Origin of the sequence: Coprococcus sp. AF16-5 (assembly GCF_003479365.1) — a bacterium.
GTDB classification, from domain to species: Bacteria; Bacillota; Clostridia; order Lachnospirales; family Lachnospiraceae; genus Coprococcus; species Coprococcus aceti.
In genome coordinates this window covers 621,521-644,095 of sequence record NZ_QUGZ01000001.1, presented here as the reverse complement: position 1 = coordinate 644,095, position 22,575 = coordinate 621,521, and the positions used below count along the sequence as shown (strand labels likewise).

The following is a 22,575-nucleotide window of genomic DNA, read 5'->3' as shown; positions in this document are numbered from 1 at the left end:
TATTTTAACAGACAGATTGGCTTGATATGTATTGGAGGTAGATAACATGGCATTGGTACCATACGTTGTAGAACAGACTAGCCGCGGAGAGCGAACATACGATATTTATTCTAGATTGCTGAAAGACAGAATCATCTTTCTTGGAGATGAGGTCAATGATGCAACTGCAAGCCTTGTTATAGCACAGTTGTTATTCCTTGAGTCAGAGGATCCTTCAAAGGATATCTCATTATATATCAACAGCCCGGGTGGATCAGTTACAGCCGGAATGGGAATATATGACACAATGAGATATATCAAGTGTGATGTTTCAACAATATGCTGTGGAATGGCAGCGAGCATGGGAGCATTCCTTCTTGCAGGAGGAACAAAGGGCAAGAGATACGCGCTTCCAAACTCGGAGATCATGATACATCAGCCACTTGGTGGAACTCAGGGACAGGCAACAGAGATAGAGATCGCAGCCAGACATATATTAAAGACAAAAGAGAAACTCAACAAAATGCTGAGTGAGAATACAGGAAAACCACTTGATGTTATCGCAGCAGATACAGATCGTGATAACTGGATGACTGCTGAGGAGGCTTGTGCATACGGCCTTATCGACAGCGTTATAACAAACAGATAATACAGATAGAGATATCTGATATGTAGAAGATGTATCAGTTGGTTGGAGCCAGCCTGCAGAACCGGCGGTGTATTCGCAGATTCTGGAAAAGACTGGCTCCAGACAATTATAAATAGTGAATAATCGAGGTATTGTAATGGCAGATCGTAGTGACGAGAGAAAACAGCTCAGATGTTCTTTCTGTAATAAGACACAGGATCAGGTTAGAAAACTCATAGCCGGACCTGGGGCTTACATATGTGATGAATGCGTAGAGATATGCTCAGAGATAATAGAAGAAGAACTGGTTGACGCAGGACTTGATTCAGATGGTGATATCAATCTGTTAAAGCCAAAGGAAATAAAAGAATTTCTTGATGAGTATGTAATAGGTCAGGAAGAGGCAAAAAAGGTACTGGCGGTTGCCGTGTACAACCATTATAAGAGAATACTTGCGCAGAAGGATTTTGAGGTTGAATTACAGAAGAGTAATATCCTCATGGTTGGCCCAACGGGATCAGGTAAGACATATCTTGCCCAGACCCTTGCAAAATTGTTAAACGTTCCTTTTGCAATAGCAGATGCTACAACTCTCACAGAGGCTGGATATGTAGGAGAGGATGTTGAGAACATTCTCCTGAAGCTTATACAGGCCGCTGATTATGACATAGAGAGAGCTGAGCACGGAATAATCTATATTGATGAGATAGACAAGATCACAAAGAAGAGCGAGAACGTATCCATAACCAGAGACGTGTCGGGTGAGGGCGTTCAGCAGGCTTTGTTAAAGATAATAGAGGGCACTGTGGCTTCAGTTCCACCTCAGGGTGGAAGAAAGCATCCGCATCAGGAGCTTATCCAGATCGATACGACCAACATATTATTCATATGTGGTGGTGCGTTCGAGGGACTGGAGAAGATCATAGAGAATAGAGTTGGCCAGAAGTCAATTGGCTTTAATGCAGAGGTTATAGAGCAGTCAGAGCAGGACGTTGGACAGCTCCTCAAGCAGGTTATGCCACATGACTTTGTAAAGTATGGACTTATCCCTGAATTTGTGGGAAGAGTTCCTGTTGCAGTGACTCTGGATCTTCTGGATGAGGATGCACTTGTGAGAATACTGACAGAGCCAAAGAGTGCAATATGCAAGCAGTATAAGAAGCTTTTTGAGCTTGATGGAGTTCAACTTGAGATAGAGGATGATGCGCTCAGAGAGATAGCAAAGGAAGCTATGGAGCGTAAGACCGGAGCTAGAGGACTTCGAGCTATCATGGAGAATGCTACACTTAATCTTATGTACGAGATCCCTTCAGATCCAACTATAGAGAAGTGTGTTATTACCAAGGGTGTCATAACAGGCGATGAAGAACCTGTACTGACTTACAGAGATCCATCAGAGGATACAGACCTTCCTAAGAAAAAGGTAAGGAAGAAAAAGGCAAATACAGATAACGGCGAGAGTGCATAGTCATTATTGCCGAAATGAGACGTTACAACGCTGACATACATTTGCGCCCTTATAAGCCTTTAAATGTGCAGTGTTGATAACGTCTTATTTTTTAATGATATATACGGAGATAACAGGTATGAATGAGAAAATGTTAGAGATGACAATGATTAGTCTTGACGATGGCGTGGTTATGCCGGAATTGTCCTTCTATCTTGATGCGACAACGCGTGAAGCCTGCGAGGCGGTGGGACATGCAGTCAAGAATGAGGAATGTATATTTCTGGCAAATCCTGTTCATAAGAACGGCGATAAGACAGTTTCGTTTTATGAGATAGGTGTCATAGCCAGGATAAAGCAGTTTGTCAGACTTCAGAACAAAGGCATGAGAGTTCTCATACAGACTGAGAAGAGAGCGCGCCTTGTGGATTACAGCAAGGATAAATATTATGTGTGCCACGTGACAGATGTGGAGGAGACTAACGACATCAGCGAGGATGAGGAGAAGGCTATACAGAGCATACTCAAGGAAAAGCTTAAGGAAGCATTTGACGAGGGTATAGTGAAGAACAACGTTCTGTACAGGGAGATACGTTCATTCAAGTCTGTCAGAAAGCTGGTTGACAGCATGGCCGACTATGTGAATATATCTGATGACAACAGGCAGGAGCTTCTGGAGATGCTAGATGTCAGAAGCCGCGCTATGAGGTTGATACAGATAATGGAGGAAGTTCTCGGAATCGGCAAGATCAAGAAAGAGATCATGGAAAAGGTCAATCAGGAGACCGCTGAGAATCAGAGAAAGTATGTGCTCAGAGAGCAGATGTCCGTTATCCGTAAGGAGCTTGGTGACGACGGCGTAGATGCAAATGTCAGAGAATTTCAGAAGAGACTCGATGAGGCGGGCTGCAGCCAGAAAGTATACGATAAGATAGAAAAAGAGATAAATTACTATAAGGGCATACCTCAGAATGCAGTTGAGAGCAGTGTGTCGGCAAACTATATCGATGTGATGCTCAGCTATCCGTGGAATGTGTCAACGGAAGATAATAATGATCTGCAGTCAGCCATAGACATACTTGACAAAGATCACTATGGCCTTGAGGAGGTCAAAGAGAGGATCGTTGATTATCTTGCTGTTCATATATTGAGCAATAAGGGGGACCTTCCGATCATTTGTCTTGTGGGACCTCCGGGAACAGGAAAGACATCCATAGCAAGGTCGATAGCCCGTGCAACATCGAGGGAATATGTCCGCTTATCACTGGGCGGAGTCCACGATGAGGCGGAGATCCGAGGTCACAGGAAAACATATGTGGGAGCTATGCCTGGAAAGATTGTACAATCCATGATAAAGGCAAAGACGAACAACCCGCTCATGCTTCTCGATGAGATAGACAAGGTGAGCAGTGATTACAAGGGAGACGTGTCATCGGCACTTCTCGAGGTGCTTGATGGTGAGCAGAACAAAGAGTTCAATGATCACTATTTTGGAGTACCGGTGGATCTGAGCAATGTACTGTTCATAGCAACGGCGAACGACCTCTCCGGTATACCGGGGCCGCTCCTCGACAGAATGGAAGTTATAAATATATCGGGATACACGGAGAATGAGAAGTATCATATAGCAAAGCTGTACCTTGTGGAGAAGACCCGTGAGAAGAACGGACTGACAAAATCTCAGTTCAAGATAGATGCCGGTGCCATAAGGGAGATCATAAGCCACTACACGAGAGAGGCGGGAGTCAGAAGTCTTGAGAGAAATATAGACAAGGTGTGTCGGAAGGCCTGCCGCAAGATACTCACCGGTGAGATGGATGTGGTCAAAGTCACAAAGAAGAATATCCAGGATTTTCTTGGCCCATACAAATATAAAGATGAGAATGGAAATCTGAAGAATAAAATTGGCGCTGTCAGAGGCCTTGCTTGGACGGCGGTTGGCGGTGTCACTCTGGAGATAGAGGTCAATGTGCTTCCGGGGACAGGAACTCTTCAGCTCACAGGTAAGATGGGCGATGTTATGAAGGAATCCGCTTATGCGGGAATGAGTTATATCAGATCCCTCAAGGAATCACTGGCGCTTGGAGACGATTACTTTGCAAAGCACGATTTCCATATCCATATACCGGAGGGGGCAGTTCCAAAGGATGGTCCGTCTGCCGGAATAACCATGGCGACAGCGTTGTATTCAGCCATATTTAACGTGCCGGTTAATGGCAGAATAGCTATGACAGGAGAGATAACTCTCAGAGGAGAGGTGCTTCCTATTGGAGGCCTGAAGGAGAAGCTCCTTGCAGCCAAGATGATCGGTGTTAAAGATATACTGATACCGTCGAAAAATGAGAGCGATTATCTGGAGCTGGATGAAGAGATAACATCGGGAGTCAATATTCATTTAGTGGAAGACATGAGGCAGGTGCTTGACCTTGCCCTTGTCAGATAAGGAGAAGTATATGATAGTAAAGAGCGCTGAGCTTGAGACTGTGTGTGGAATTACAAGTAAATTACCTGATAACGATCTCCCGGAGATCGCATTTGCCGGCAAGTCAAATGTAGGAAAATCATCTCTGATAAATGGATTGCTTAACAGGAAGTCGCTTGCCAGAACATCCGCGCAGCCAGGTAAGACACAGACGATCAATTTCTATAATGTAAATAAAAATCTGTACTTTGTGGATCTGCCGGGATATGGATATGCAAAAGTATCGGTGGAGATAAGAGCAAAATGGGGCAAGATGATCGAGAGATACCTTCACGGTTCTCCGCAGCTCAAAAAGGTATTCCTGCTGATAGACATAAGACATGTGCCATCGGAGAATGACTGCATGATGTATGACTGGATCGTGGACAATGGCTATGAGCCGGTGATCATTTGCACAAAACTGGACAAGATCAAGAGAAGCCAGGTTCAGAAGAACTTGAAGCTCATACGTGAGAAACTGGATCTTGTTCCTGGAACAACGATGATACCGTTCTCCGCACAGACAAAGCAGGGAAGAGATGATATCTGGAATCTCATAGAGGAGACACTGGCACAGGAGCAGCAGTAAAGTAACATGAACATATAGTCAGATAAATAGACAAAAAAATGACTGAGAATATCGAAGAGTATAATTCTTTTCGGTATGCTCAGTCGTTTTTTATGCTGATATTAGCTGGATGTGTTGGATGCCCATAACTGTTTTACGAGTATATCATATATCTCAGTGCTTTTCTGACGCCAGTTGTCACATATGGCAACAGCCACGGCCTGGGTAGGCACGCTGAACTTTATATCCAGCAGCGGCTCGTTCCTGTCGTTGATGACGCAGGAGACGGTATATTCATTGGAATCGTTGAGGTAGTAGTCAGACTGTATCTCAGTTTCCTTTTTGAGGTTGATCTGCTGTTTCTCAAAGAAATCCAGTATATCCTGTTTGATGGCATATGGGATCCTGTTCTCGAACATGCTCAGGGCTTCCTCACCTTTGTAGGTTATCTTATAATGGGATGCGCCTCTTATGCTTGATACATATACAAATTCGCTTTCTATAAGTCCGTTTATGGCTTCCTGAAGAGTGAAATAATTGGTGTAGCCCTTCTCCAGAACAAAGTCTGAAATCTGTGAATTGGTCAGAGTGAAGTTAACTCTGTCAAGCATATAGAGCACTATGAGTTTATATAATACAATAGATTCGGTTCCCATATCGTGTATCCTTTGTTAAAATGTTTGTCCGTGCTGATGAACGGACAACATTCATATGATAACATTAGTAAAATTTAAAATCAATATATTTACAATTGTTCTATTTATGTTATAATGAGCGAGAATAATATGCGTGCTTAGCGCATTTTTATTTTTTTACCGTAATTGAATTTGATGTATCATTGAGAGACACTACTTATTTCTTAGAGTGTTTATATTCCCATAATACTTAATTTATTTGTTGATCATTGGTTTCAGTGAAAGGAGACAATTATATATGGATTTTAGTAAAGCTTCTCTTGCAGAGCTGCGTCAGTTTACCAAGGATAATGGTATAAAAGGCTGCTCGGGAATGAAGAAGGCGGAGCTTGCGCAGTTCCTCATAAAATATGTGGAGGAGCATGTGACAGCGGTTTCAGTGGAAAATAAGAAAAATGTGTCAGAGCCTAAGACCGAGCATGTGGTCAGAGAGACAGCTGGAGACACAGAATACAGAAAAAACAGGATAGTACATCACTCTGAGGGCTCAAGAGATGATGATTCCAGGGAGAACAACGGACAGAGACGTATGAGAAGAATGGCTACATATCAGGATCGAAGCCAGAATCAGGAGAGATACCAGGATAGAGGTCAGAATCAGGACAGAAACCAGGAAAGGTATCATGACAGAGTCCAGTCAAATCAGGCGGCACAGAACGTGAACGAGTATCTGCCGGAGCTCGACAGTGGAAGACAGGCTAACGGAATACTTGAGGTCATGCCTGAGGGATATGGCTTCATAAGAAGTGCAAACTATCTTCCGGGAGATCAGGATATATATGTGTCACCGGCACAGATCAGAAGATTTGGTCTCAAGACAGGAGATATAGTCACAGGTAATATAAGAAACAAGACACAGGGAGAAAAGTTCAGTGCCCTTTTATATGTGGCAAGCGTGAACGATGAGGATCCTGCGGTCATAGCGGCCCGCAAGAGCTTTGAGGAGATGACCCCTATCTTCCCTAATGAGAGGATAGAGCTTGACGGAGACGGTGCTCCTATCCCTATCAGGATGATCAATCTTCTTGCCCCTATAGGTAAGGGACAGAGAGGCATGATCGTTTCACCACCTAAGACAGGAAAGACGACTCTTCTCAAGCAGATCGCAAAGCAGATCAGCAGAAGATATGAGGATATGCACCTGCTCGTCCTTCTCATAGATGAGAGACCTGAGGAGGTAACAGACATAAGAGAGTCCATAGAGGGCCCTAATGTGGAGGTTATCTATTCAACATTTGATGAGCTTCCAGAGCATCATAAGAGAGTGTCAGAGATGGTCATTGAGAGAGCAAAGAGACTTGTGGAGTCCAAGAAGGATGTTGTGATCCTGCTCGACAGTATCACACGTCTGGCAAGAGCGTATAACCTCACGGTCGCTCCTAGCGGAAGAACTCTGTCAGGTGGTCTTGATCCTGCAGCGCTTCACATGCCAAAGAGATTCTTTGGTGCCGCCAGAAACATGCGTGAGGGAGGAAGCCTTACGATCCTTGCCACAGCGCTGGTCGACACGGGCAGCAAGATGGATGACGTTGTATTTGAGGAGTTCAAGGGAACCGGTAACATGGAGCTTGTGCTTGACAGAAAGCTCTCAGAGAAGAGGATATTCCCTGCCATAGATATAGCAAAATCCGGCACCAGAAGAGATGATCTTCTTCTCAACAAGGAAGAGCAGGAGGTTGTCACAGCCATTCACAAGGAGCTCATGGGAAGTAAATCAGAGGATATTCTTGAGGATGTCAGAAAGCTGTTTGTTCGTACCAGAAACAACAAAGAATTTATCCACTATGTAAAGCAGTCACTTCTCAGAAAATAACAGCAGGATTGTTGAGATGATTTTGTCAAAAAAATCAAAAAACTGCTTGCATTGTACTGGTCACTATGTTAGAATACAGAAGTTGTGTTATGAAGAACCCTGGCTTTATGCCTGTTCTCATATATAAATATATATGTAAAGAGGTGAAAAAGAATGCGTAAAGGAATACATCCAGATTACTATCAGGCAAAGGTTGTATGTAACTGTGGTAACGAGTTCGTTACAGGATCAACAAAGGAAGAGATTCACGTAGAAATTTGCTCAAAGTGTCATTCATTCTACACAGGTCAGCAGAAGGCAATCAAAGCACGTGGTAGAATTGATATGTTTAATAAGAAGTATGGCGTTCAGGCCAACTAATAAAAACGTTGATAGCTTGAGGTTATTTTACAATAATCTCAAGCTGTTTTTTTATTATCCAGTTAAATATACCGATAGGAGATTGGCGTGAAGAGAGTAAGAATAGGCGGTCAGGCTGTCATGGAAGGTGTCATGATGAAAAATGGCGACAGATATGCGGTGGCAGTCAGAAAACCGGATAAAGATATAGAAGTGAAAGTTGTGGATTATGTGTCCATGGCATCGAGAAGTGTATTTTTCAGAGTTCCTATAATCAGGGGAGTTGTCAATTTCGTGGAATCCCTCGTGATAGGAGTGAAGACCCTCACATACTCAGCATCGTTTTACGATGACGAGGAGCCTGAGAAGGCGGAGAAAGAGAAAAAAGAAAAGAAAAAAGAGAGGACACCTGAGCAGCAGAAAAGAGCGGACGATGCGGCGATGATAGGTACAGTGTTATTTTCACTTGTATTTGCCATCGCGTTATTCATGATGCTTCCTGCATTTATCGGGGAACTCATAGACAAGGTTATAGATAACAGGATCATAATGTCTGCCATAGAGGGAGTTATAAGACTTGGAATATTCCTGGGATATGTGGCACTCATATCGCTTATGAAGGATATACAGAGAGTGTTCATGTACCATGGGGCAGAGCACAAGACGATCAACTGTTTTGAGGCTGGGGTGCCACTGACTCCGGAGAACGTGAAGAAGTATTCAAGATATCATAAGAGATGCGGAACAAGCTTTCTGTTCATCGTAATGATAATAAGCATAATTGTTTTCATGTTTATAAGCGCAGATACGGCATGGCTCAGACTTGTCATAAGACTGCTGCTGGTTCCGGTAATCGCCGGTATATCATACGAATTTATAATGTTTGCTGGCAAGAGTGATTCAAAGCTTGCAAATGCGCTGTCAGTTCCGGGAATGTGGGTTCAGAGACTCACCACAAGGGAGCCGGATCTTGACATGATAGCAGTTGCGATAAAGTCCGTGGAGGCAGTTATAGACTGGGAGGCATACCAGGACGCCATGCACAAGGGCGAGATAGAAGATTAAAGGATTTCGATAGAGATGAAGCTGTGTGAACTTTTGAGAATGGGACGGGACAGGCTGGAGAAAAGTGATGTTCCTGATGCGGATATAGACGCTGATATATTGTGGCAGTACCTGTCGGGTATGAACCGTATGGATATGATCATGGCCAGAGAAGATGACGTGGATGATGATAAATCGGAAGCCTACATGAAGCTCATAGAAAAGAGGAGCACAAGGATTCCGCTTCAGTATATCACAGGTGAGCAGAATTTCATGGGATATGATTTTGATACCGCAGAAGATGTGCTCATTCCAAGGATGGACACAGAGACTCTTGTTGAGACGGCATTGAAGCTTGTAAAGGACGCTGACCATAACGTTGATGTTCTGGACATGTGCTGCGGTTCGGGCTGCATAGGAGTATCGTTTGGACTCTGGAACAAGAACAGCAGGATCGTACTTGCCGATGTATCTGAGGCAGCGATCGGTCTTGCAAGGAGAAATGTAGCGAAACTGTGTGCAGGGGATGATAGATTTGAAGTGGTCAGGACGGATCTCTTTGAGCAGATATCCGGGAAATATGACCTCATACTGTCGAATCCTCCATATATAAGAAGTGATGTCATAGAGACACTAATGCCGGAGGTCAGGGAGCATGAACCACATCTGGCACTTGACGGAACGGCGGATGGATTGTATTTTTATAGAATAATAGCCGATAAGGCGAGAGAATATATAAAGGATGAAGGATATGTTGTATTCGAGATTGGCAATGATCAGGCAGAAGATGTACAGTACCTCCTTGTAGATTCAGGTTATGACGATATACATGTTGTACAGGATCTGAGTGGTAATGACCGGGTGGTGTACGGCAGATATGACAGAGAAGATAACCGGTAGATTTAACGCTGCAGGAGACAGCGTGACAGAATGAATATAGAGAGGTATAGATATGTTTGACAGATTAGAAGAACTTGTAGATAAGCTTGATACGATAAATAATCAGCTCACCGATCCTGATGTTGTGTCAGATCAGAACAAATTCAGAAAGCTCATGAAGGAGCAGAGCGATCTCTCACCTATAGTTGAGAAGTACCATGAGTACAAGGATGCAAAGACTACCATAGAGGACAGTCTTGAGATTCTTGAGGAGGAGAGCGACGAGGAGCTCCGCGAGATGGCAAAGGAAGAGATGAATGAGGCAAAGGCGAATCTCGAGACCATAGAGCAGGAACTCAAGATTCTTCTGCTTCCAAAGGACCCTAACGATTCCAAGAACGTAATCGTGGAGATCCGTGCCGGTGCAGGCGGAGATGAGGCTGCTCTGTTCGCATATGAGGTGTACAGAATGTACCAGAAATATGTTGACCAGTTCAAGTGGAAGGTTGAACTTATGAGTGTCAACGAGAACGGTATCGGAGGATTCAAGGAGGCTGTGTTCATGATCACCGGAGACGGTGCGTACTCCAAGATGAAGTACGAGAGTGGTGTACACAGAGTACAGCGTATACCTAAGACAGAGTCAGGCGGAAGAATCCATACATCGACCATAACAGTTGCGGTTATGCCTGAGGCTGAGGAAGTTGATGTAGAGATAAATGAGAATGATATAAGGATAGATGTAATGCGAGCATCAGGAAACGGTGGACAGTGTGTCAATACAACCGATTCGGCAGTACGTCTTACACATATACCTACAGGAATAGTGATCTACAGCCAGACAGAGAAATCACAGCTCCAGAACAAGGCAAAGGCATTTGCCCTTCTGAGATCAAAGCTGTACGACATGGAGCTCCAGAAGCAGCATGACGCAGAGGCTGCGGACAGAAGAAGCCAGATAGGAACAGGAGACAGATCAGAGAAGATCAGAACATACAATTTCCCTGAGGGAAGAGTTACAGATCACAGGATCAAGCTCACATTATACAAGCTTGACCAGATCATGAACGGAGATCTGAATGAACTTATAGACAGTCTTATAGCGGCTGACCAGACAGCAAAGCTGGCACAGGTGAATGAGGAGGAATAATATGGCAGCGTGGAGCGACAATATAAGAAAAGTAGAACCTTATGTTCCGGGTGAACAGCCTAAGGATACAGATGTGATAAAGCTCAATACGAATGAGAATCCGTACGGCCCGTCACAGAGAGTGAAGAATGCAATAGTGGATATCGATACACTCAGATTATATCCGGATCCAACAGCATCGGCACTTGTCGATGTGCTTGCAGAGTATCACGGAGTTGATCCTTCACAGGTATTTGTGGGAGTGGGTTCGGATGATGTGCTTGCCATGTCGTTTCTTACATTTTTCAACTCTGACAAACCAATATTGTTCCCTGACATTACATATTCCTTCTATGATGTGTGGGCAGAGCTTTTCAGTATCCCTTACGAGAGACCGGCACTTGACGAAAACTTCAGGCTGGTGAAGGAGAATTACTACAGAGAGAACGGGGGAATCGTATTCCCTAATCCAAATGCCCCTACAGGAATATACGAGGACATAAAGAATGTGGAGGATATAGTCAGCCACAACAAAGATTCGATAGTCATAGTAGACGAGGCGTATATAGATTTCGGCGGCGAGTCGGCACTTGGCCTTATAGACAAATATGACAATCTTGTGGTTGTAAGAACGTTCTCAAAGTCGAGATCCATGGCGGGACTCAGGATAGGATATGCAATAAGCAACCCGGTTCTGATAAAGGCCCTCAATGACGTAAAGTATTCATACAACTCATATACAATGAACAGACCATCACTGATAATGGGAACAGAGTCAGTTAAGGACGATGAGTATTTTAAGGAGACTGTTTCAAAGGTGGTCGCCACGAGAGAGAGATTCGTGGAAGCTATAAAGCCACTTGATTTTACATGCCTTCCTTCGTCTGCAAACTTTGTATTTGCAACGCATAAGGATATTCCGGCAAAGGAGATATTCCAGGCTGCGAAGGATGCCCATATATATGTCAGATATTTTGACAAACCACGTATAGACAATTATCTGAGGATATCCATTGGTACGGATGAAGAGATGGATAAATTCACAGAGTTCCTTACAAATTATATACAGGAGAGATAATAAACAGACCGCTGTGCCGAAGGCATGGCGGTTTTTTCTTGATATGGCGGCAACAACTGTGCCAGGATTCCAATATAAAGCGCAGGATTCCACTATAAAGCGCACCAAAACTATTGAATTTGGCAGAGTTTTTCTATAGAATTCACCCATGAAATATTTCAGGAAAAAATATCGGGACGTTTCGTTTGATTTTGTTTGTAAAAGGAGAATTGAATGAATTTTGATGAATTTATAGCCAGAGTAGTGGATGAAATGAGAAGCAGACTTCTCAGACAGGGAGATGGATCAGACATCCGGGTCAATAAGGTTTTGAAGAATAATGGGGTGGAGCTCACTGCGATGAATGTGTGCAAGAGCTCTGAAGAGGTGTGTCCTACGATATATCTTGATCCGTTTTACAGGGATTATGAGCAGGGGATGGATTTTGATGTTGTTATGGAAGATATATGCAGGCTCAGAGAGGCGAACTGCAGGTGCAGGAAGCTTGATATACGCGATGTGGTGGATGAGACGAAGGTTATGGACAACATAATATTGCGGCTTGTCAACAGGGAGCGAAATAGCCGGCTGCTTGAGAGTGCACCATTTATAGAGTTTAATGATCTTGCGATAACTTTCAGAAGGGTGCTGAGTCTGGATAACGACGGCCTGGCAACCACGATAGTCAACAATAATGATGTGAAGAGGTGGAGAGTCAGTCTGGATACATTGTATAAGAATGCACTTAAGAACACCCAGAGAATGTTTCCGTGTGTAAGGCAGAACCTTTTTGATGCGCTGAAGGGCAGATATGAAGGGATAGATTTCGATGACGACTGTGACAATGTGGACGAACTGTACATGTTGTCAAACACGCACGGTATCAATGGGGCCACGGCCGTACTGTATGATGGAATGCTTGAGGAGTGTGCGAATATGGTGGGTGATGACATATATATCCTGCCATCCAGTGTGCATGAGCTGCTGTTTATCAGGGCAAGTGCGGATTACACAGAGGATTATTACAAGGATCTCATAAGAGAGGCGAACAAGGTAACAGTGTCTGCCATGGATTATCTGTCTGACAGTCTGTATATGTACAGCAGGGAAAAAGGAAAACTCTTGATAGTCTAAAATGTTGACAAAATATATCCCATGACATAGAATAAAATCAGTGTTCTAAGGGCAAAATTATGTGTAATGGGAGGAACAGACATTGGAGGATAGTTATATTTCGCGCAGAGATAAAATTGTCGCTTCAGCTATCGAACTAATTGGAGATTTGGGATTACATGCTCTTACACCGAAGAACCTTGCACGAAAGCAGAATATATCTGATACACTGATATATAAGTATTTTGGGGGTATAGATGAGGTACTTATAGCGGTTGTGAACGAATATGCGGCATTTGATGTCAATATCCAGAGGACTGTTGAGAGACTTGACGGGACATACCTGGATAAGATCAAGTATTATGCAGATACATATGCAACATATTATGATAACTATATTGGTATGGGTGCGATAATGCTGCATTATGAAGAATTGCTTCACATGTCAGAGACGAGAGAGATCATCTCTGAGTGTATGTTGAAGCGTAATGATTTTGTATGCACATTGTTTCAGAGTGCGATTGACAGCAAGGAGATACGAGCGGTTTTCTCACCGAAGGAACTTACGCTCATGTTCAACGGAATTTTTACAGAGGGATTGCTTGAACGGAGAAACCAATACTCAAGGAAGAGTTTCAGGGGTGAGATCAAGGAGATGCTCAGTCATCTTGAGAAAGTACTTAGGTTGTAAAATTAGGGAGGAATTGTCATGAAGATATTAATAGCTGAGGATGATGTTGCAAATGCAAAATTTTTATCCAAGTATTTGAGTAAGTTTGGTGATGTGGTCATAACACCTGATGGAATCGCAGCGGTTGATGAATTTGTAAATGCTCTTGAGAAGGGCGAACTGTTCGAGCTGGTGTGTCTTGATATCATGATGCCAAAGATAGATGGGTATAAAGTTCTGGCATCCATAAGAAGTGCAGAGAGAAAGCACGGAGTGTCAAGGATGCTCAGATCGAAGGTCATAATGACCAGCGCACTTGACGAGGCAAGCTTTGACAGTAATCTCGCCAGCGACGATTATGATGATTACATATGTAAGCCGATTGATATCATGAAGTTTAATGACATGCTGAAGAAACTGGACATTATCAAGTAGATGATATGATATTGATACATGCGAAGCCCGTTATTGTAAGATATCGGGCTTCGAAGTGTCTTATGACACTGAATATTAGATGGCAGGGACATAAAGATGGATTTATTTGAGTATATGAGGGAGAATTTCTCGGAGGATGATTCTCCTCTGGCAAAAAGAATGAGACCGACCAGCCTTGATGACGTGGTTGGACAGGAACATATTATAGGCAAGGACAAGCTTTTGTACAGGGCGATAAAAGCGGATAAGATAAGTTCGCTTATATTTTATGGCCCTCCGGGGACCGGCAAGACTACGCTTGCCATGGTCATAGCCAATACAACCAAAGCGGAGTTCAGACAGCTCAACGCCACAACGGCGGGCAAGAAGGACATGGAAAAGGTTGTGGAAGAGGCGAAGAATACCAAGGCTATGTATGGCAGACGGACTATACTGTTCATCGATGAGATCCACAGATTCAACAAGTCACAGCAGGATTATCTCCTGCCATTTGTTGAGGATGGAACGGTGGTACTCATAGGAGCGACCACGGAGAATCCTTATTTTGAGGTTAACGGGGCTCTTATATCCAGATCCCATATATTCCAGCTCAATCCATTGTCCAGGGAGGACATCAAGAAGCTCATCCACAAGGCGGTGTACTCAGAATATGGCATGGGTGCATTTGATGCAGACATTGATGAGGATGCCGAGGACTTTCTTGCAGACATGGCGTCGGGAGATGCGAGAAGTGCGTTAAATGCCATAGAGCTCGGAGTTCTGTCGACGGAGAGAAGCGAGGATGGCAGGATACACATAACGCTTGAAGTGGCGGAGGAATGTATCCAGAAGAGAGCTATAAGATATGACAAGGACGGAGATAATCATTATGATATAATATCCGCATTTATAAAGAGCATGCGTGGATCAGATCCTGATGCGGCGATATTCTACCTTGCAAAGATGCTTTACGGAGGTGAGGATATAAAGTTTATTGCCAGAAGGATCATGATATGTGCCAGTGAGGATGTGGGCAATGCTGATCCGAATGCTATCGTGGTGGCGTCGGCATGTGCACAGGCTGTGGAGAGAGTCGGAATGCCTGAGGCACAGATAATACTTGCCCATGCGGCTTCCTACGTTGCGTGTGCACCGAAGAGCAATTCTGTGGTGAATGCGATATTTGCGGCTATGGATGCGGTAAAGCATGAGGACACGGGTCAGGTTCCGGTGTATCTCAGAGATGCACATTACGGCGGTGCAGCAAAGCTTGGACACTCAGGATACAAATACGCTCATGATTATCCGAATAATTACGTTGACCAGCAGTATCTTCCTGATAAGATTGCAGGCAGGGTATTCTATGAGCCGTCGGACAATGGTTATGAGAGAGATATCAAGGCGTATTTTGATAAGATAAAGAAGAGAGACTGATATGGATATATTGAAGAGAATTGGAGCTATAGTGCTTGTACTTGTGCTCATCGGAATGTATGTTGCGACATTTATAATGGGAATAACCGGAAGTGATAATCTGATGGGTATGATATTCCTTGATGTGGTCATTCCTGTTGTGTGCTGGGGAATATGGCTCATCGCCAGGGTGCTCAGACGCAAGGGCGAAGATATGAGAGATCAGAACAAGTAGAACAGTACAAATGTGTTGAAAAAAATTACATAATTTGATATACTCTTTAAAGTTCAAAAAATACTTAAGAGGTAGATGAAATGAGTTTATTAAAAGAATGGCGTGATTACGCATACGGATTAGATGACAGAACACCTGAGGGGAAGGAATTCTGGGTTAGTTATTTCCAGGCAGAGAAGGGCGTATATGAGCAGCTTCTTGCTAATCCTCTTGCAGACCCTGTACATGGAACTGTAAAAGAGCTTGCTGAGAAGTACGGACTCACTATTCAGTATATGATCGGATTCCTCGACGGAATAGATGACAGTCTTGCAGAATCAAACAATCTTGATGATGTGACAGAGGACTCAGAGGTTAAGCTTCCTATAGATTATGAGAAGCTTTATATGAACATGGTTGAGTGCAATGCAGAGTGGCTCTACACTCTTCCTCAGTGGGAGGGAATATTCTCCAAGGCAAAGAGAGACGAGCTCTACAAGATACAGAAGTCATCTAAGACTATCATCAAGGCACCAAAGGTTGGAAGAAACGATCCATGTCCATGTGGAAGCGGACTTAAGTACAAGAAGTGCTGCGGTAAGTAATGATATATATCATGCTGATATAACTGGCAGATATGAGAAGGCGGTTAAAGGGTAAACTTTTGACCGCCTTTTATATTTGCGTGAAAGGATATACAGATGGAATTTAATGAATCCCAGAAGAGAGCGGTGAGACACTGCGATGGGCCGATGCTGCTGCTAGCGGGGCCTGGTTCAGGTAAGACTACGGTCATCACCCACAGGATAAAATACATGACAGAGGAACATGGTGTGAGACCGGACAATATCCTGGTCATAACCTTCACGAAGGCTGCGGCGAATGAGATGAAGGGGCGGTTTCAGGAGCTGTGTCCGGGAACCCGCGGAGTAACATTTGGAACGTTTCACTCTGTGTTTTTCTGGATGCTCAGAAATGCATATAATTACACAGCGGCGAATATCGTCACGGATTCCGAAAAGTATGGAGCAATCAGGGACAGCATAGACAGACATGGCTTCAGGTATGACAGCCAGGAGGATTTTGCCAAGAATGTTGTCGGGGAGATAGGCAATGTCAAGAGCGGGAGAGTGAGTCTTGAGAACTATGAGAGCACAACGATGAAGCTTGAGGATTTCCGCATTGTGTACGATGAGTATGAGAATTTTCTGAGAAGATGCGGGAAGATAGATTTTGACGATATGCTGGTGTTCACATATGAGCTATTGTCGGAGAGACCAGACATACTTAAGATGTGGCAGAACAAGTTTCGGTACATACTCATAGATGAGTTCCAGGATATAAATATGATCCAGTATGACATTGTGAAGCTGCTAGCCGGAGAGAGACAGAACGTATTTTCCGTGGGTGACGATGATCAGTCGGTGTATGGCTTCAGGGGGGCTGCTCCGGCTATAATGAAGAAGTTCCCGGAGGATTTCCATGGTACGGTCATAGAATACCTGAATGTCAATTACCGCTGCAGCTACGATATAGTTGAGTGCTCGAAGCGGATAATACAGAACAACCGGGACAGATATGAGAAGCAGCTCAGGTCGGCATTTGCCGCGGGACAGAGCGACAGAGTCCATATAGTTAAGACGGACAGCATGACGGAGCAGAATAAGAAGATCATAGACAGGATAACAGAGCTTAACCGGGCTGGTATTCCATACCGTGAAATGGCGATCATATTCAGGACGAATACCGAGCCGAGGGCGCTGGCTTCAAAGCTCATGGAAAATGGCATACCATTTTTGATGAAGGATAACATACCAAATATCTTCACGCACTTCCTAGCTGAGAACATATTTGACTATATAAGGCTTGCAAGGGGCAGCAGGGACAGGAGAACGGTCCTCAGGATCATCAATAAGCCGAACAGGTATATAAGCAGGGATGCATTTGATTCGCCGGTGGTGAACTTTGAGGAGCTGAGGCAGCATTATAAGGATAAGTACAGAATAGTCAACAACATAAATGTTCTCGAGAACGATCTGGAGAGGATAAGCAGACTTGCGCCGTACGCGGCCGTGAATTATATAAGGAAAGCGGTTGGACTGGATGCGTATGTGAGGGAATATGCTGAGTACAGGGGCGTGAGTGAGGACGATTATATGGATATCCTGGAGGAGATACAGGACAGTGCAAAAGACTTTCTGAGCTTCGACGGCTGGATGGAGTATATAGACGAATATACAAAACAGCTCAGAGAGCAGAGCAGGCAGGGCAGTGTGGCAGGTGATGCAGTCACGCTTTCGACTATGCACTGCTCAAAGGGACTTGAGTATTCATATGTATTCATAATGGATGCTGTTGAGGACATAACGCCTCATAAGAAATCAGTCGGAGATGGAAATATAGAGGAGGAACGCAGGCTGTTCTATGTGGCAGTCACGAGGGCTAAGTATGGACTGTATGTGTATGTTCCCCAGAAAATGTATGGAAGAAAAGCGGTGACCTCGAGATTTGTCCAGGAAATGCTTGTGGACAGGTCTCTGATAAAAACAGGAAACACCATAATCCACAAGCGGTATGGACGTGGAGTCATCACATATGTAGATGACAGAAAGCTGTGTGTCCACTTCGATGATATACATGAAACAAAGACGCTCAGCCTTGAATACACGATAAATAACGAGCTTATAGAAAACGCATAGATGTACGGATATTATTCCTCGTCATCTGAATTGAATTCCAGATCGTCCAGGATCTCGTCGAGGGCGTCAGCGACATCGTTGAACTCAGCCTCGTCGGTGATCTCGTCGAGGGTGACATCGTCTCCCTGCTCGCTGTATCTGTATACGATGATATCGGCATCCTCGTCATCTGCAGGAAGCAGAGCGGCATAAGAGATGTCATTTACCTCGAATTTGGCAATGATCTCACATGTGCAGGATGTTCCATCCTCGTATGTTATATCGATCATCTCGATATCCATTTCGTCGGTTTCGTTATTGTTTATATCTGACATATAGGTATCCTCCTGATTGTTTTATTCAGTTTATTCTAGTAAATAATTGGTGCTATGTCCAGTACAATTATAAAATGAAATTATTGACAAAGCCTGCACCCGCACATATACTAGACACAAAAGGCGAAGAACAGGAATTGTAGTATTTAATACAATCAGAGTGGAACCGCGGAGATAATACTTCGTCTCTATATGCATATCATATGTATATTGGGACGAAGTTTTTTGTTTGCTTACAGATATATTATCGACCAATATAGAAAGGACATTATATTTATGAAGATTTTAAACACGCTCACAAGAAGAAAAGAAGAGTTTGTGCCTATCAACGAGGGTAAGGTGGGAATATATGTATGTGGTCCTACTGTATATGATTATATCCATATAGGAAATGCCAGACCAATGATAGTATTTGATACGCTCAGAAGATATCTGGAGTACAAGGGCTATGATGTCAATTATGTATCGAATTTTACTGATGTCGATGACAAGATCATAAAGCGTGCAAATGAGGAGGGTGTGGATGCCAGCGTTATATCAGAGAGATATATCGCAGAGGTCAAGAAGGATATGGCGGCTCTCAATGTGCGTGAGGCGACAACACATCCAAAGGCAACAGAAGAGATACCGGATATGATTGAGATGGTAAAGACTCTTATAGAGAAGGGATACGCTTACGAGGTGAATGGAACCGTATACTTCAGAACCAGAAAGTTCAAGGACTACGGCAAGCTGTCCAAGAAGAATATCGATGATCTCCGTTCAGGTAACAGAGACCTTCTTGTATCAGGTGTTGATGAGAAGGAGGATCCGCTTGATTTCGTTCTCTGGAAGCCAAAGAAGGAGGGCGAGCCATCATGGCCATCACCATGGGGCGATGGAAGACCAGGCTGGCATCTTGAGTGCTCGGTTATGTCCAAGAAATATATCGGAGATGTAATAGATATACATGCGGGTGGAGAGGATCTTGTATTCCCACACCATGAGAACGAGATAGCACAGAGTGAGGCTGCAAATGGCACAGAGTTCGCAAGATACTGGATGCACAACGGCTTCCTCAAGATCAACAATGAGAAGATGTCCAAGTCACTTGGCAACTTCTTCACAGTCAGAGAGATAGCAGAGAAGTACCCTCTTCAGGTCATTAGATTCTTCATGCTGTCAGCCCATTACAGAAGTCCGCTCAACTTCTCAGCAGACCTTGTTGAGGCTTCAAAGAACGGCCTTGAGAGAATCCTTACAGCAGTTGACAGACTGAAGTCTATAAGCGGAACAGAAGGAGAAGTAGATAAGGCAGTTGCAGACGAGATGGATGCATTTGTGAAGAAATATGAGGCAGCCATGGATGACGACCTCAACACTGCAGATGCGATCTCAGTTATATTTGAGCTCGTAAAATATGCAAATGTAAATGTGACAGAGGAGTCAACAAAGGCTACTGTGGAGCTTGTGCTCAATACAGTGACAAAGCTCTGCGACATACTTGGAATCATCACAGAGAAGAAGAAAGAGATACTTGATTCAGATATAGAGGCTCTTATCGAGGAGAGACAGGCTGCAAGAAAGGCAAAGAACTTTGCTAGGGCAGATGAGATCCGTGACCAGCTCAGTGATATGGGAATTATCCTTGAGGATACCAGAGAGGGCGTAAAATGGAAAAGAGCATAGACAGTTACTTTACTGAGATACTCGGGGTGACATACACTAATCCAAGGGAGTATTCGCCGCTTTCACTTGCATATATAGGTGACAGCGTGTTTGATCTTCTCATAAAGACCCTTGCTGTCACAAAGGATAACAAGCAGGCATACAAATACCACAAAGAGGTGAGCCAGCTTGTGAAGGCGGAGGCTCAGGCGGGATATATAATGTATCTTCTGGACAACGGACTGCTCACCGAGGAGGAAGAGTGGATATACAAGAGAGGCAGGAACACCAAGACTCATTCAACAGCCAAGAATGCGACTGTGGGACAGTACCGAATGGCAACGGGCTTTGAGTGCCTTATAGGCTTTCTGTATCTTGATAAGCAGTATGACAGGATGTTTGAGATCACGAGGATCATACTGAACCATGATCCAGTTGAAACGGACAGGGCAGAACAGCAGCACAAGGATCCGGGCAAAGCAGCACAGGAAGATACAATAGAGGATACCTCAACACTTGAAAAGAGTACAGAGAGTACAGATGGAGAAAAAGATGCAGAATAGAGAATTTGAGAATAACATTAAGACAGAGAGCGATGAGGAAGCATTTGTCATAGAGGGAAGAAATGCAGTCCTCGAGGCTTTCAGATCAGGCAAGACCATAGATAAGCTGTATGTCCTTGACGGATGCAGGGATGGAATCGTGAACAGCATAGTCAGGGAGGCGAAGAAGCAGGATACAGTGATAAACTACCTCTCAAAGGAAAAGTTAAACCAGATGTCACAGGCTGGCAAGCATCAGGGCGTGATAGCTCATGCAGCGGCATATAAGTACGCAGAGATAGAGGATATGTTTGCACTGGCTGAGAGCAGAGGAGAGGATCCATTTTTCTTCATACTCGATGAGATAGAGGATCCACACAATCTTGGTGCGATCATCAGAACAGCGAATCTCTGTGGTGCCCACGGTGTGATCATACCTAAGAGGCGTGCAGTCGGAATCACAGCAACGGTTGTAAAGGCATCAGCGGGAGCTATCAATTATACACCTGTTGCAAAGGTTACAAATATCAGCAAGACCATAGAGGAGCTGAAAGATAGAGGCATGTGGTTCGCCTGTGCGGATATGGACGGAGAACTCATGTACAAGTGTAACCTCACAGGTTCCCTTGGACTTGTCATAGGTAATGAGGGAAGCGGTGTCAGCAGACTGGTCAAGGAGAAGTGTGATTATGTCGTATCTGTTCCTATGAAGGGAGACATAGACTCACTCAACGCGTCAGTTGCTGCCGGAGTTCTGGCTTATGAGGTCGTAAGACAGAGGATGAACAAGTAAAGGTAGAGTATATGTATTCGGAATTATCAGATAATGAACTGCTGGAGCTTATAAATGAACAAAAGGATAACGATGCTATGGAGACACTTATCAAGCGCTATGGCCCAATGATAACGGGACAGAGCAGAAGCCTTTATATCATAGGTGCTGATGAGGAGGATCTTATACAGGAGGGCATGATCGGACTGGTCAAGGCTGTGAATAATTACAGACCTGACAAGGGCGCGACATTCAAGACCTTTGCGTTCATGTGCGTGAGAAGGCAGCTCATTACCGCGGTGAACAATTCAAACAACAAGAAAAACGGACCGTTGAACTACTATATATCGATCTATGGCGATGGCGGGGGAGATTACTCCAGCCCGCTTGATGAGATAGATTCGGGTGTCATAACTAATCCTGAGGATATCATGATGGCGAAGCTGCGTGAGTCAGATCTTATAAAGCTCATCGACAGTAAGCTTTCTAAGCTTGAGAAGCGTGTTCTTGACGAATATCTAACAGGCGCTTCTTATGAAGTGATAGGGGAGAGACTCTGCAAACCGGCAAAATCCATAGACAATGCGGTTCAGAGGATCAGAGCTAAGCTCAGGGATGTGTAATTAGAATAATAAAATTTTAAGTTGTTTAATCAAAGACAGGAAGCGGCATAGTGCCGCTTCCTTTTTTGCAAAAAATTAGCTAATCATCGGATTAAGGAGTGGTGACATGAGAGCG

The 22,575-nt window shown here is 44.0% G+C and carries 23 protein-coding genes; 21 read left to right on the top strand and 2 right to left on the bottom strand.

All coding sequences use genetic code 11. The features are described 5' to 3' along the window. The first annotated feature begins 46 nt into the window (after window positions 1-46). The 4 genes from clpP (at window position 47) to yihA (ending at window position 5,104) form a co-directional block, all read left to right on the top strand. Entirely contained in the window at window positions 47-628 is a 582-nt protein-coding gene (gene clpP / locus DWW70_RS02845) for an ATP-dependent Clp endopeptidase proteolytic subunit ClpP (protein WP_015534163.1), read from the top strand. 136 nt (window positions 629-764) lie between these two features. After that, the gene (gene clpX / locus DWW70_RS02840; protein WP_022216030.1) at window positions 765-2,075 is read left to right on the top strand and encodes an ATP-dependent Clp protease ATP-binding subunit ClpX; all 1,311 of its coding nucleotides are present in this window, start codon (window positions 765-767) and stop codon (window positions 2,073-2,075) included. A 118-nt stretch (window positions 2,076-2,193) separates the two neighbouring features. Beyond that, entirely contained in the window at window positions 2,194-4,497 is a 2,304-nt protein-coding gene (gene lon, locus DWW70_RS02835; RefSeq protein ID WP_118649200.1) for an endopeptidase La, read from the top strand. Between the two features lie 10 nt (window positions 4,498-4,507). Then, complete coding sequence (yihA, locus tag DWW70_RS02830; RefSeq protein ID WP_118649199.1) at window positions 4,508-5,104, top strand: ribosome biogenesis GTP-binding protein YihA/YsxC; 597 nt, start codon at window positions 4,508-4,510, stop codon at window positions 5,102-5,104. Between the two features lie 101 nt (window positions 5,105-5,205). Here the strand turns inward: yihA and DWW70_RS02825 are convergent, their stop codons facing one another. Next, the gene (locus DWW70_RS02825) at window positions 5,206-5,739 is read right to left on the bottom strand and encodes a DUF4364 family protein (RefSeq protein ID WP_015534160.1); all 534 of its coding nucleotides are present in this window, start codon (window positions 5,737-5,739) and stop codon (window positions 5,206-5,208) included. Between the two features lie 277 nt (window positions 5,740-6,016). Here DWW70_RS02825 and rho point away from each other — a divergent pair, with 277 nt between their 5' ends. The 13 genes from rho to DWW70_RS02760 all read left to right on the top strand — a co-directional run bounded on the left by rho (window position 6,017) and on the right by DWW70_RS02760 (window position 18,562). After that, a complete protein-coding gene (rho, locus tag DWW70_RS02820; RefSeq protein WP_118649198.1) occupies window positions 6,017-7,591 on the top strand; it encodes a transcription termination factor Rho in 1,575 nt (524 codons plus the stop codon). A gap of 153 nt (window positions 7,592-7,744) precedes the next feature. After that, complete coding sequence (gene rpmE, locus DWW70_RS02815) at window positions 7,745-7,951, top strand: 50S ribosomal protein L31 (RefSeq protein ID WP_004853176.1); 207 nt, start codon at window positions 7,745-7,747, stop codon at window positions 7,949-7,951. 87 nt (window positions 7,952-8,038) lie between these two features. Beyond that, on the top strand, window positions 8,039-8,995 hold the full coding sequence (locus DWW70_RS02810; RefSeq protein WP_022216026.1) for a DUF1385 domain-containing protein: 957 nt from the start codon (window positions 8,039-8,041) through the stop codon (window positions 8,993-8,995). Window positions 8,996-9,010: 15 nt separating this feature from the next. Continuing rightward, the gene (prmC, locus tag DWW70_RS02805; protein WP_015534159.1) at window positions 9,011-9,874 is read left to right on the top strand and encodes a peptide chain release factor N(5)-glutamine methyltransferase; all 864 of its coding nucleotides are present in this window, start codon (window positions 9,011-9,013) and stop codon (window positions 9,872-9,874) included. 52 nt (window positions 9,875-9,926) lie between these two features. After that, window positions 9,927-11,003 (top strand): peptide chain release factor 1, encoded by a 1,077-nt coding sequence (gene prfA, locus DWW70_RS02800; protein ID WP_015534158.1) that lies wholly within the window; start codon window positions 9,927-9,929, stop codon window positions 11,001-11,003. A gap of 1 nt (window position 11,004) precedes the next feature. Further along, window positions 11,005-12,060 (top strand): histidinol-phosphate transaminase, encoded by a 1,056-nt coding sequence (gene hisC / locus DWW70_RS02795; protein ID WP_022216024.1) that lies wholly within the window; start codon window positions 11,005-11,007, stop codon window positions 12,058-12,060. 213 nt (window positions 12,061-12,273) lie between these two features. Beyond that, window positions 12,274-13,173: a DUF5688 family protein gene (locus DWW70_RS02790; protein ID WP_015534156.1), complete on the top strand. Its 900-nt coding sequence runs from the start codon at window positions 12,274-12,276 to the stop codon at window positions 13,171-13,173. A gap of 82 nt (window positions 13,174-13,255) precedes the next feature. Continuing rightward, window positions 13,256-13,843 (top strand): TetR/AcrR family transcriptional regulator, encoded by a 588-nt coding sequence (locus DWW70_RS02785; RefSeq protein WP_022216022.1) that lies wholly within the window; start codon window positions 13,256-13,258, stop codon window positions 13,841-13,843. A gap of 18 nt (window positions 13,844-13,861) precedes the next feature. After that, entirely contained in the window at window positions 13,862-14,257 is a 396-nt protein-coding gene (locus DWW70_RS02780) for a response regulator (RefSeq protein ID WP_015534155.1), read from the top strand. Between the two features lie 96 nt (window positions 14,258-14,353). Beyond that, window positions 14,354-15,670 carry a replication-associated recombination protein A gene (locus DWW70_RS02775; RefSeq protein WP_118649197.1) on the top strand — a complete coding sequence of 439 codons (1,317 nt, stop codon included), beginning with the start codon at window positions 14,354-14,356 and terminating at the stop codon, window positions 15,668-15,670. Window position 15,671: 1 nt separating this feature from the next. Continuing rightward, window positions 15,672-15,884: a hypothetical protein gene (locus DWW70_RS02770; protein ID WP_015534154.1), complete on the top strand. Its 213-nt coding sequence runs from the start codon at window positions 15,672-15,674 to the stop codon at window positions 15,882-15,884. Between the two features lie 80 nt (window positions 15,885-15,964). Then, entirely contained in the window at window positions 15,965-16,468 is a 504-nt protein-coding gene (locus DWW70_RS02765) for an SEC-C metal-binding domain-containing protein (protein ID WP_118649196.1), read from the top strand. 96 nt (window positions 16,469-16,564) lie between these two features. Then, on the top strand, window positions 16,565-18,562 hold the full coding sequence (locus DWW70_RS02760) for an ATP-dependent helicase (RefSeq protein WP_118649195.1): 1,998 nt from the start codon (window positions 16,565-16,567) through the stop codon (window positions 18,560-18,562). 11 nt (window positions 18,563-18,573) lie between these two features. On the opposite strand, the gene DWW70_RS02755 is transcribed toward DWW70_RS02760, so the two are convergent. Then, window positions 18,574-18,876: a DUF1292 domain-containing protein gene (locus tag DWW70_RS02755; RefSeq protein WP_015534151.1), complete on the bottom strand. Its 303-nt coding sequence runs from the start codon at window positions 18,874-18,876 to the stop codon at window positions 18,574-18,576. 276 nt (window positions 18,877-19,152) lie between these two features. Between DWW70_RS02755 and cysS the strand changes: the two genes are divergently transcribed. Genes cysS through DWW70_RS02735 form a run of 4 tightly spaced genes read left to right on the top strand, consistent with a single transcriptional unit; the run spans window position 19,153 to window position 22,460 of the window. Then, window positions 19,153-20,544: a cysteine--tRNA ligase gene (cysS, locus tag DWW70_RS02750; protein ID WP_015534150.1), complete on the top strand. Its 1,392-nt coding sequence runs from the start codon at window positions 19,153-19,155 to the stop codon at window positions 20,542-20,544. After that, entirely contained in the window at window positions 20,529-21,086 is a 558-nt protein-coding gene (locus DWW70_RS02745) for a Mini-ribonuclease 3 (protein WP_015534149.1), read from the top strand. Before cysS ends, DWW70_RS02745 begins: the two co-directional genes overlap by 16 nt. After that, window positions 21,076-21,858, top strand: coding sequence for a 23S rRNA (guanosine(2251)-2'-O)-methyltransferase RlmB (gene rlmB, locus DWW70_RS02740; RefSeq protein WP_015534148.1), 783 nt, complete (start codon window positions 21,076-21,078; stop codon window positions 21,856-21,858). The genes DWW70_RS02745 and rlmB overlap by 11 nt, the downstream gene beginning before the upstream one ends. Window positions 21,859-21,869: 11 nt before the next feature. Further along, on the top strand, window positions 21,870-22,460 hold the full coding sequence (locus DWW70_RS02735) for a sigma-70 family RNA polymerase sigma factor (protein ID WP_055144193.1): 591 nt from the start codon (window positions 21,870-21,872) through the stop codon (window positions 22,458-22,460). The last annotated feature ends 115 nt before the right edge of the window (window positions 22,461-22,575 follow it).

What these genes read in the sequence shown, in the direction of transcription:
- rho (WP_118649198.1), top strand. Translation starts at nt 6,017, where the DNA reads ATGGATTTTAGTAAAGCTTCTCTTGCAGAGCTGCGTCAGTTTACCAAG.
- DWW70_RS02745 (WP_015534149.1), top strand. Translation starts at nt 20,529, where the DNA reads ATGGAAAAGAGCATAGACAGTTACTTTACTGAGATACTCGGGGTGACA.
- rpmE (WP_004853176.1), top strand. Translation starts at nt 7,745, where the DNA reads ATGCGTAAAGGAATACATCCAGATTACTATCAGGCAAAGGTTGTATGT.
- DWW70_RS02765 (WP_118649196.1), top strand. Translation starts at nt 15,965, where the DNA reads ATGAGTTTATTAAAAGAATGGCGTGATTACGCATACGGATTAGATGAC.
- prmC (WP_015534159.1), top strand. Translation starts at nt 9,011, where the DNA reads ATGAAGCTGTGTGAACTTTTGAGAATGGGACGGGACAGGCTGGAGAAA.
- lon (WP_118649200.1), top strand. Translation starts at nt 2,194, where the DNA reads ATGAATGAGAAAATGTTAGAGATGACAATGATTAGTCTTGACGATGGC.
- DWW70_RS02760 (WP_118649195.1), top strand. Translation starts at nt 16,565, where the DNA reads ATGGAATTTAATGAATCCCAGAAGAGAGCGGTGAGACACTGCGATGGG.
- prfA (WP_015534158.1), top strand. Translation starts at nt 9,927, where the DNA reads ATGTTTGACAGATTAGAAGAACTTGTAGATAAGCTTGATACGATAAAT.
- rlmB (WP_015534148.1), top strand. Translation starts at nt 21,076, where the DNA reads ATGCAGAATAGAGAATTTGAGAATAACATTAAGACAGAGAGCGATGAG.
- clpX (WP_022216030.1), top strand. Translation starts at nt 765, where the DNA reads ATGGCAGATCGTAGTGACGAGAGAAAACAGCTCAGATGTTCTTTCTGT.
- yihA (WP_118649199.1), top strand. Translation starts at nt 4,508, where the DNA reads ATGATAGTAAAGAGCGCTGAGCTTGAGACTGTGTGTGGAATTACAAGT.
- DWW70_RS02780 (WP_015534155.1), top strand. Translation starts at nt 13,862, where the DNA reads ATGAAGATATTAATAGCTGAGGATGATGTTGCAAATGCAAAATTTTTA.
- DWW70_RS02790 (WP_015534156.1), top strand. Translation starts at nt 12,274, where the DNA reads ATGAATTTTGATGAATTTATAGCCAGAGTAGTGGATGAAATGAGAAGC.
- cysS (WP_015534150.1), top strand. Translation starts at nt 19,153, where the DNA reads ATGAAGATTTTAAACACGCTCACAAGAAGAAAAGAAGAGTTTGTGCCT.
- hisC (WP_022216024.1), top strand. Translation starts at nt 11,005, where the DNA reads ATGGCAGCGTGGAGCGACAATATAAGAAAAGTAGAACCTTATGTTCCG.
- clpP (WP_015534163.1), top strand. Translation starts at nt 47, where the DNA reads ATGGCATTGGTACCATACGTTGTAGAACAGACTAGCCGCGGAGAGCGA.
- DWW70_RS02735 (WP_055144193.1), top strand. Translation starts at nt 21,870, where the DNA reads ATGTATTCGGAATTATCAGATAATGAACTGCTGGAGCTTATAAATGAA.
- DWW70_RS02825 (WP_015534160.1), bottom strand. Translation starts at nt 5,739, where the DNA reads ATGGGAACCGAATCTATTGTATTATATAAACTCATAGTGCTCTATATG.
- DWW70_RS02775 (WP_118649197.1), top strand. Translation starts at nt 14,354, where the DNA reads ATGGATTTATTTGAGTATATGAGGGAGAATTTCTCGGAGGATGATTCT.
- DWW70_RS02770 (WP_015534154.1), top strand. Translation starts at nt 15,672, where the DNA reads ATGGATATATTGAAGAGAATTGGAGCTATAGTGCTTGTACTTGTGCTC.
- DWW70_RS02755 (WP_015534151.1), bottom strand. Translation starts at nt 18,876, where the DNA reads ATGTCAGATATAAACAATAACGAAACCGACGAAATGGATATCGAGATG.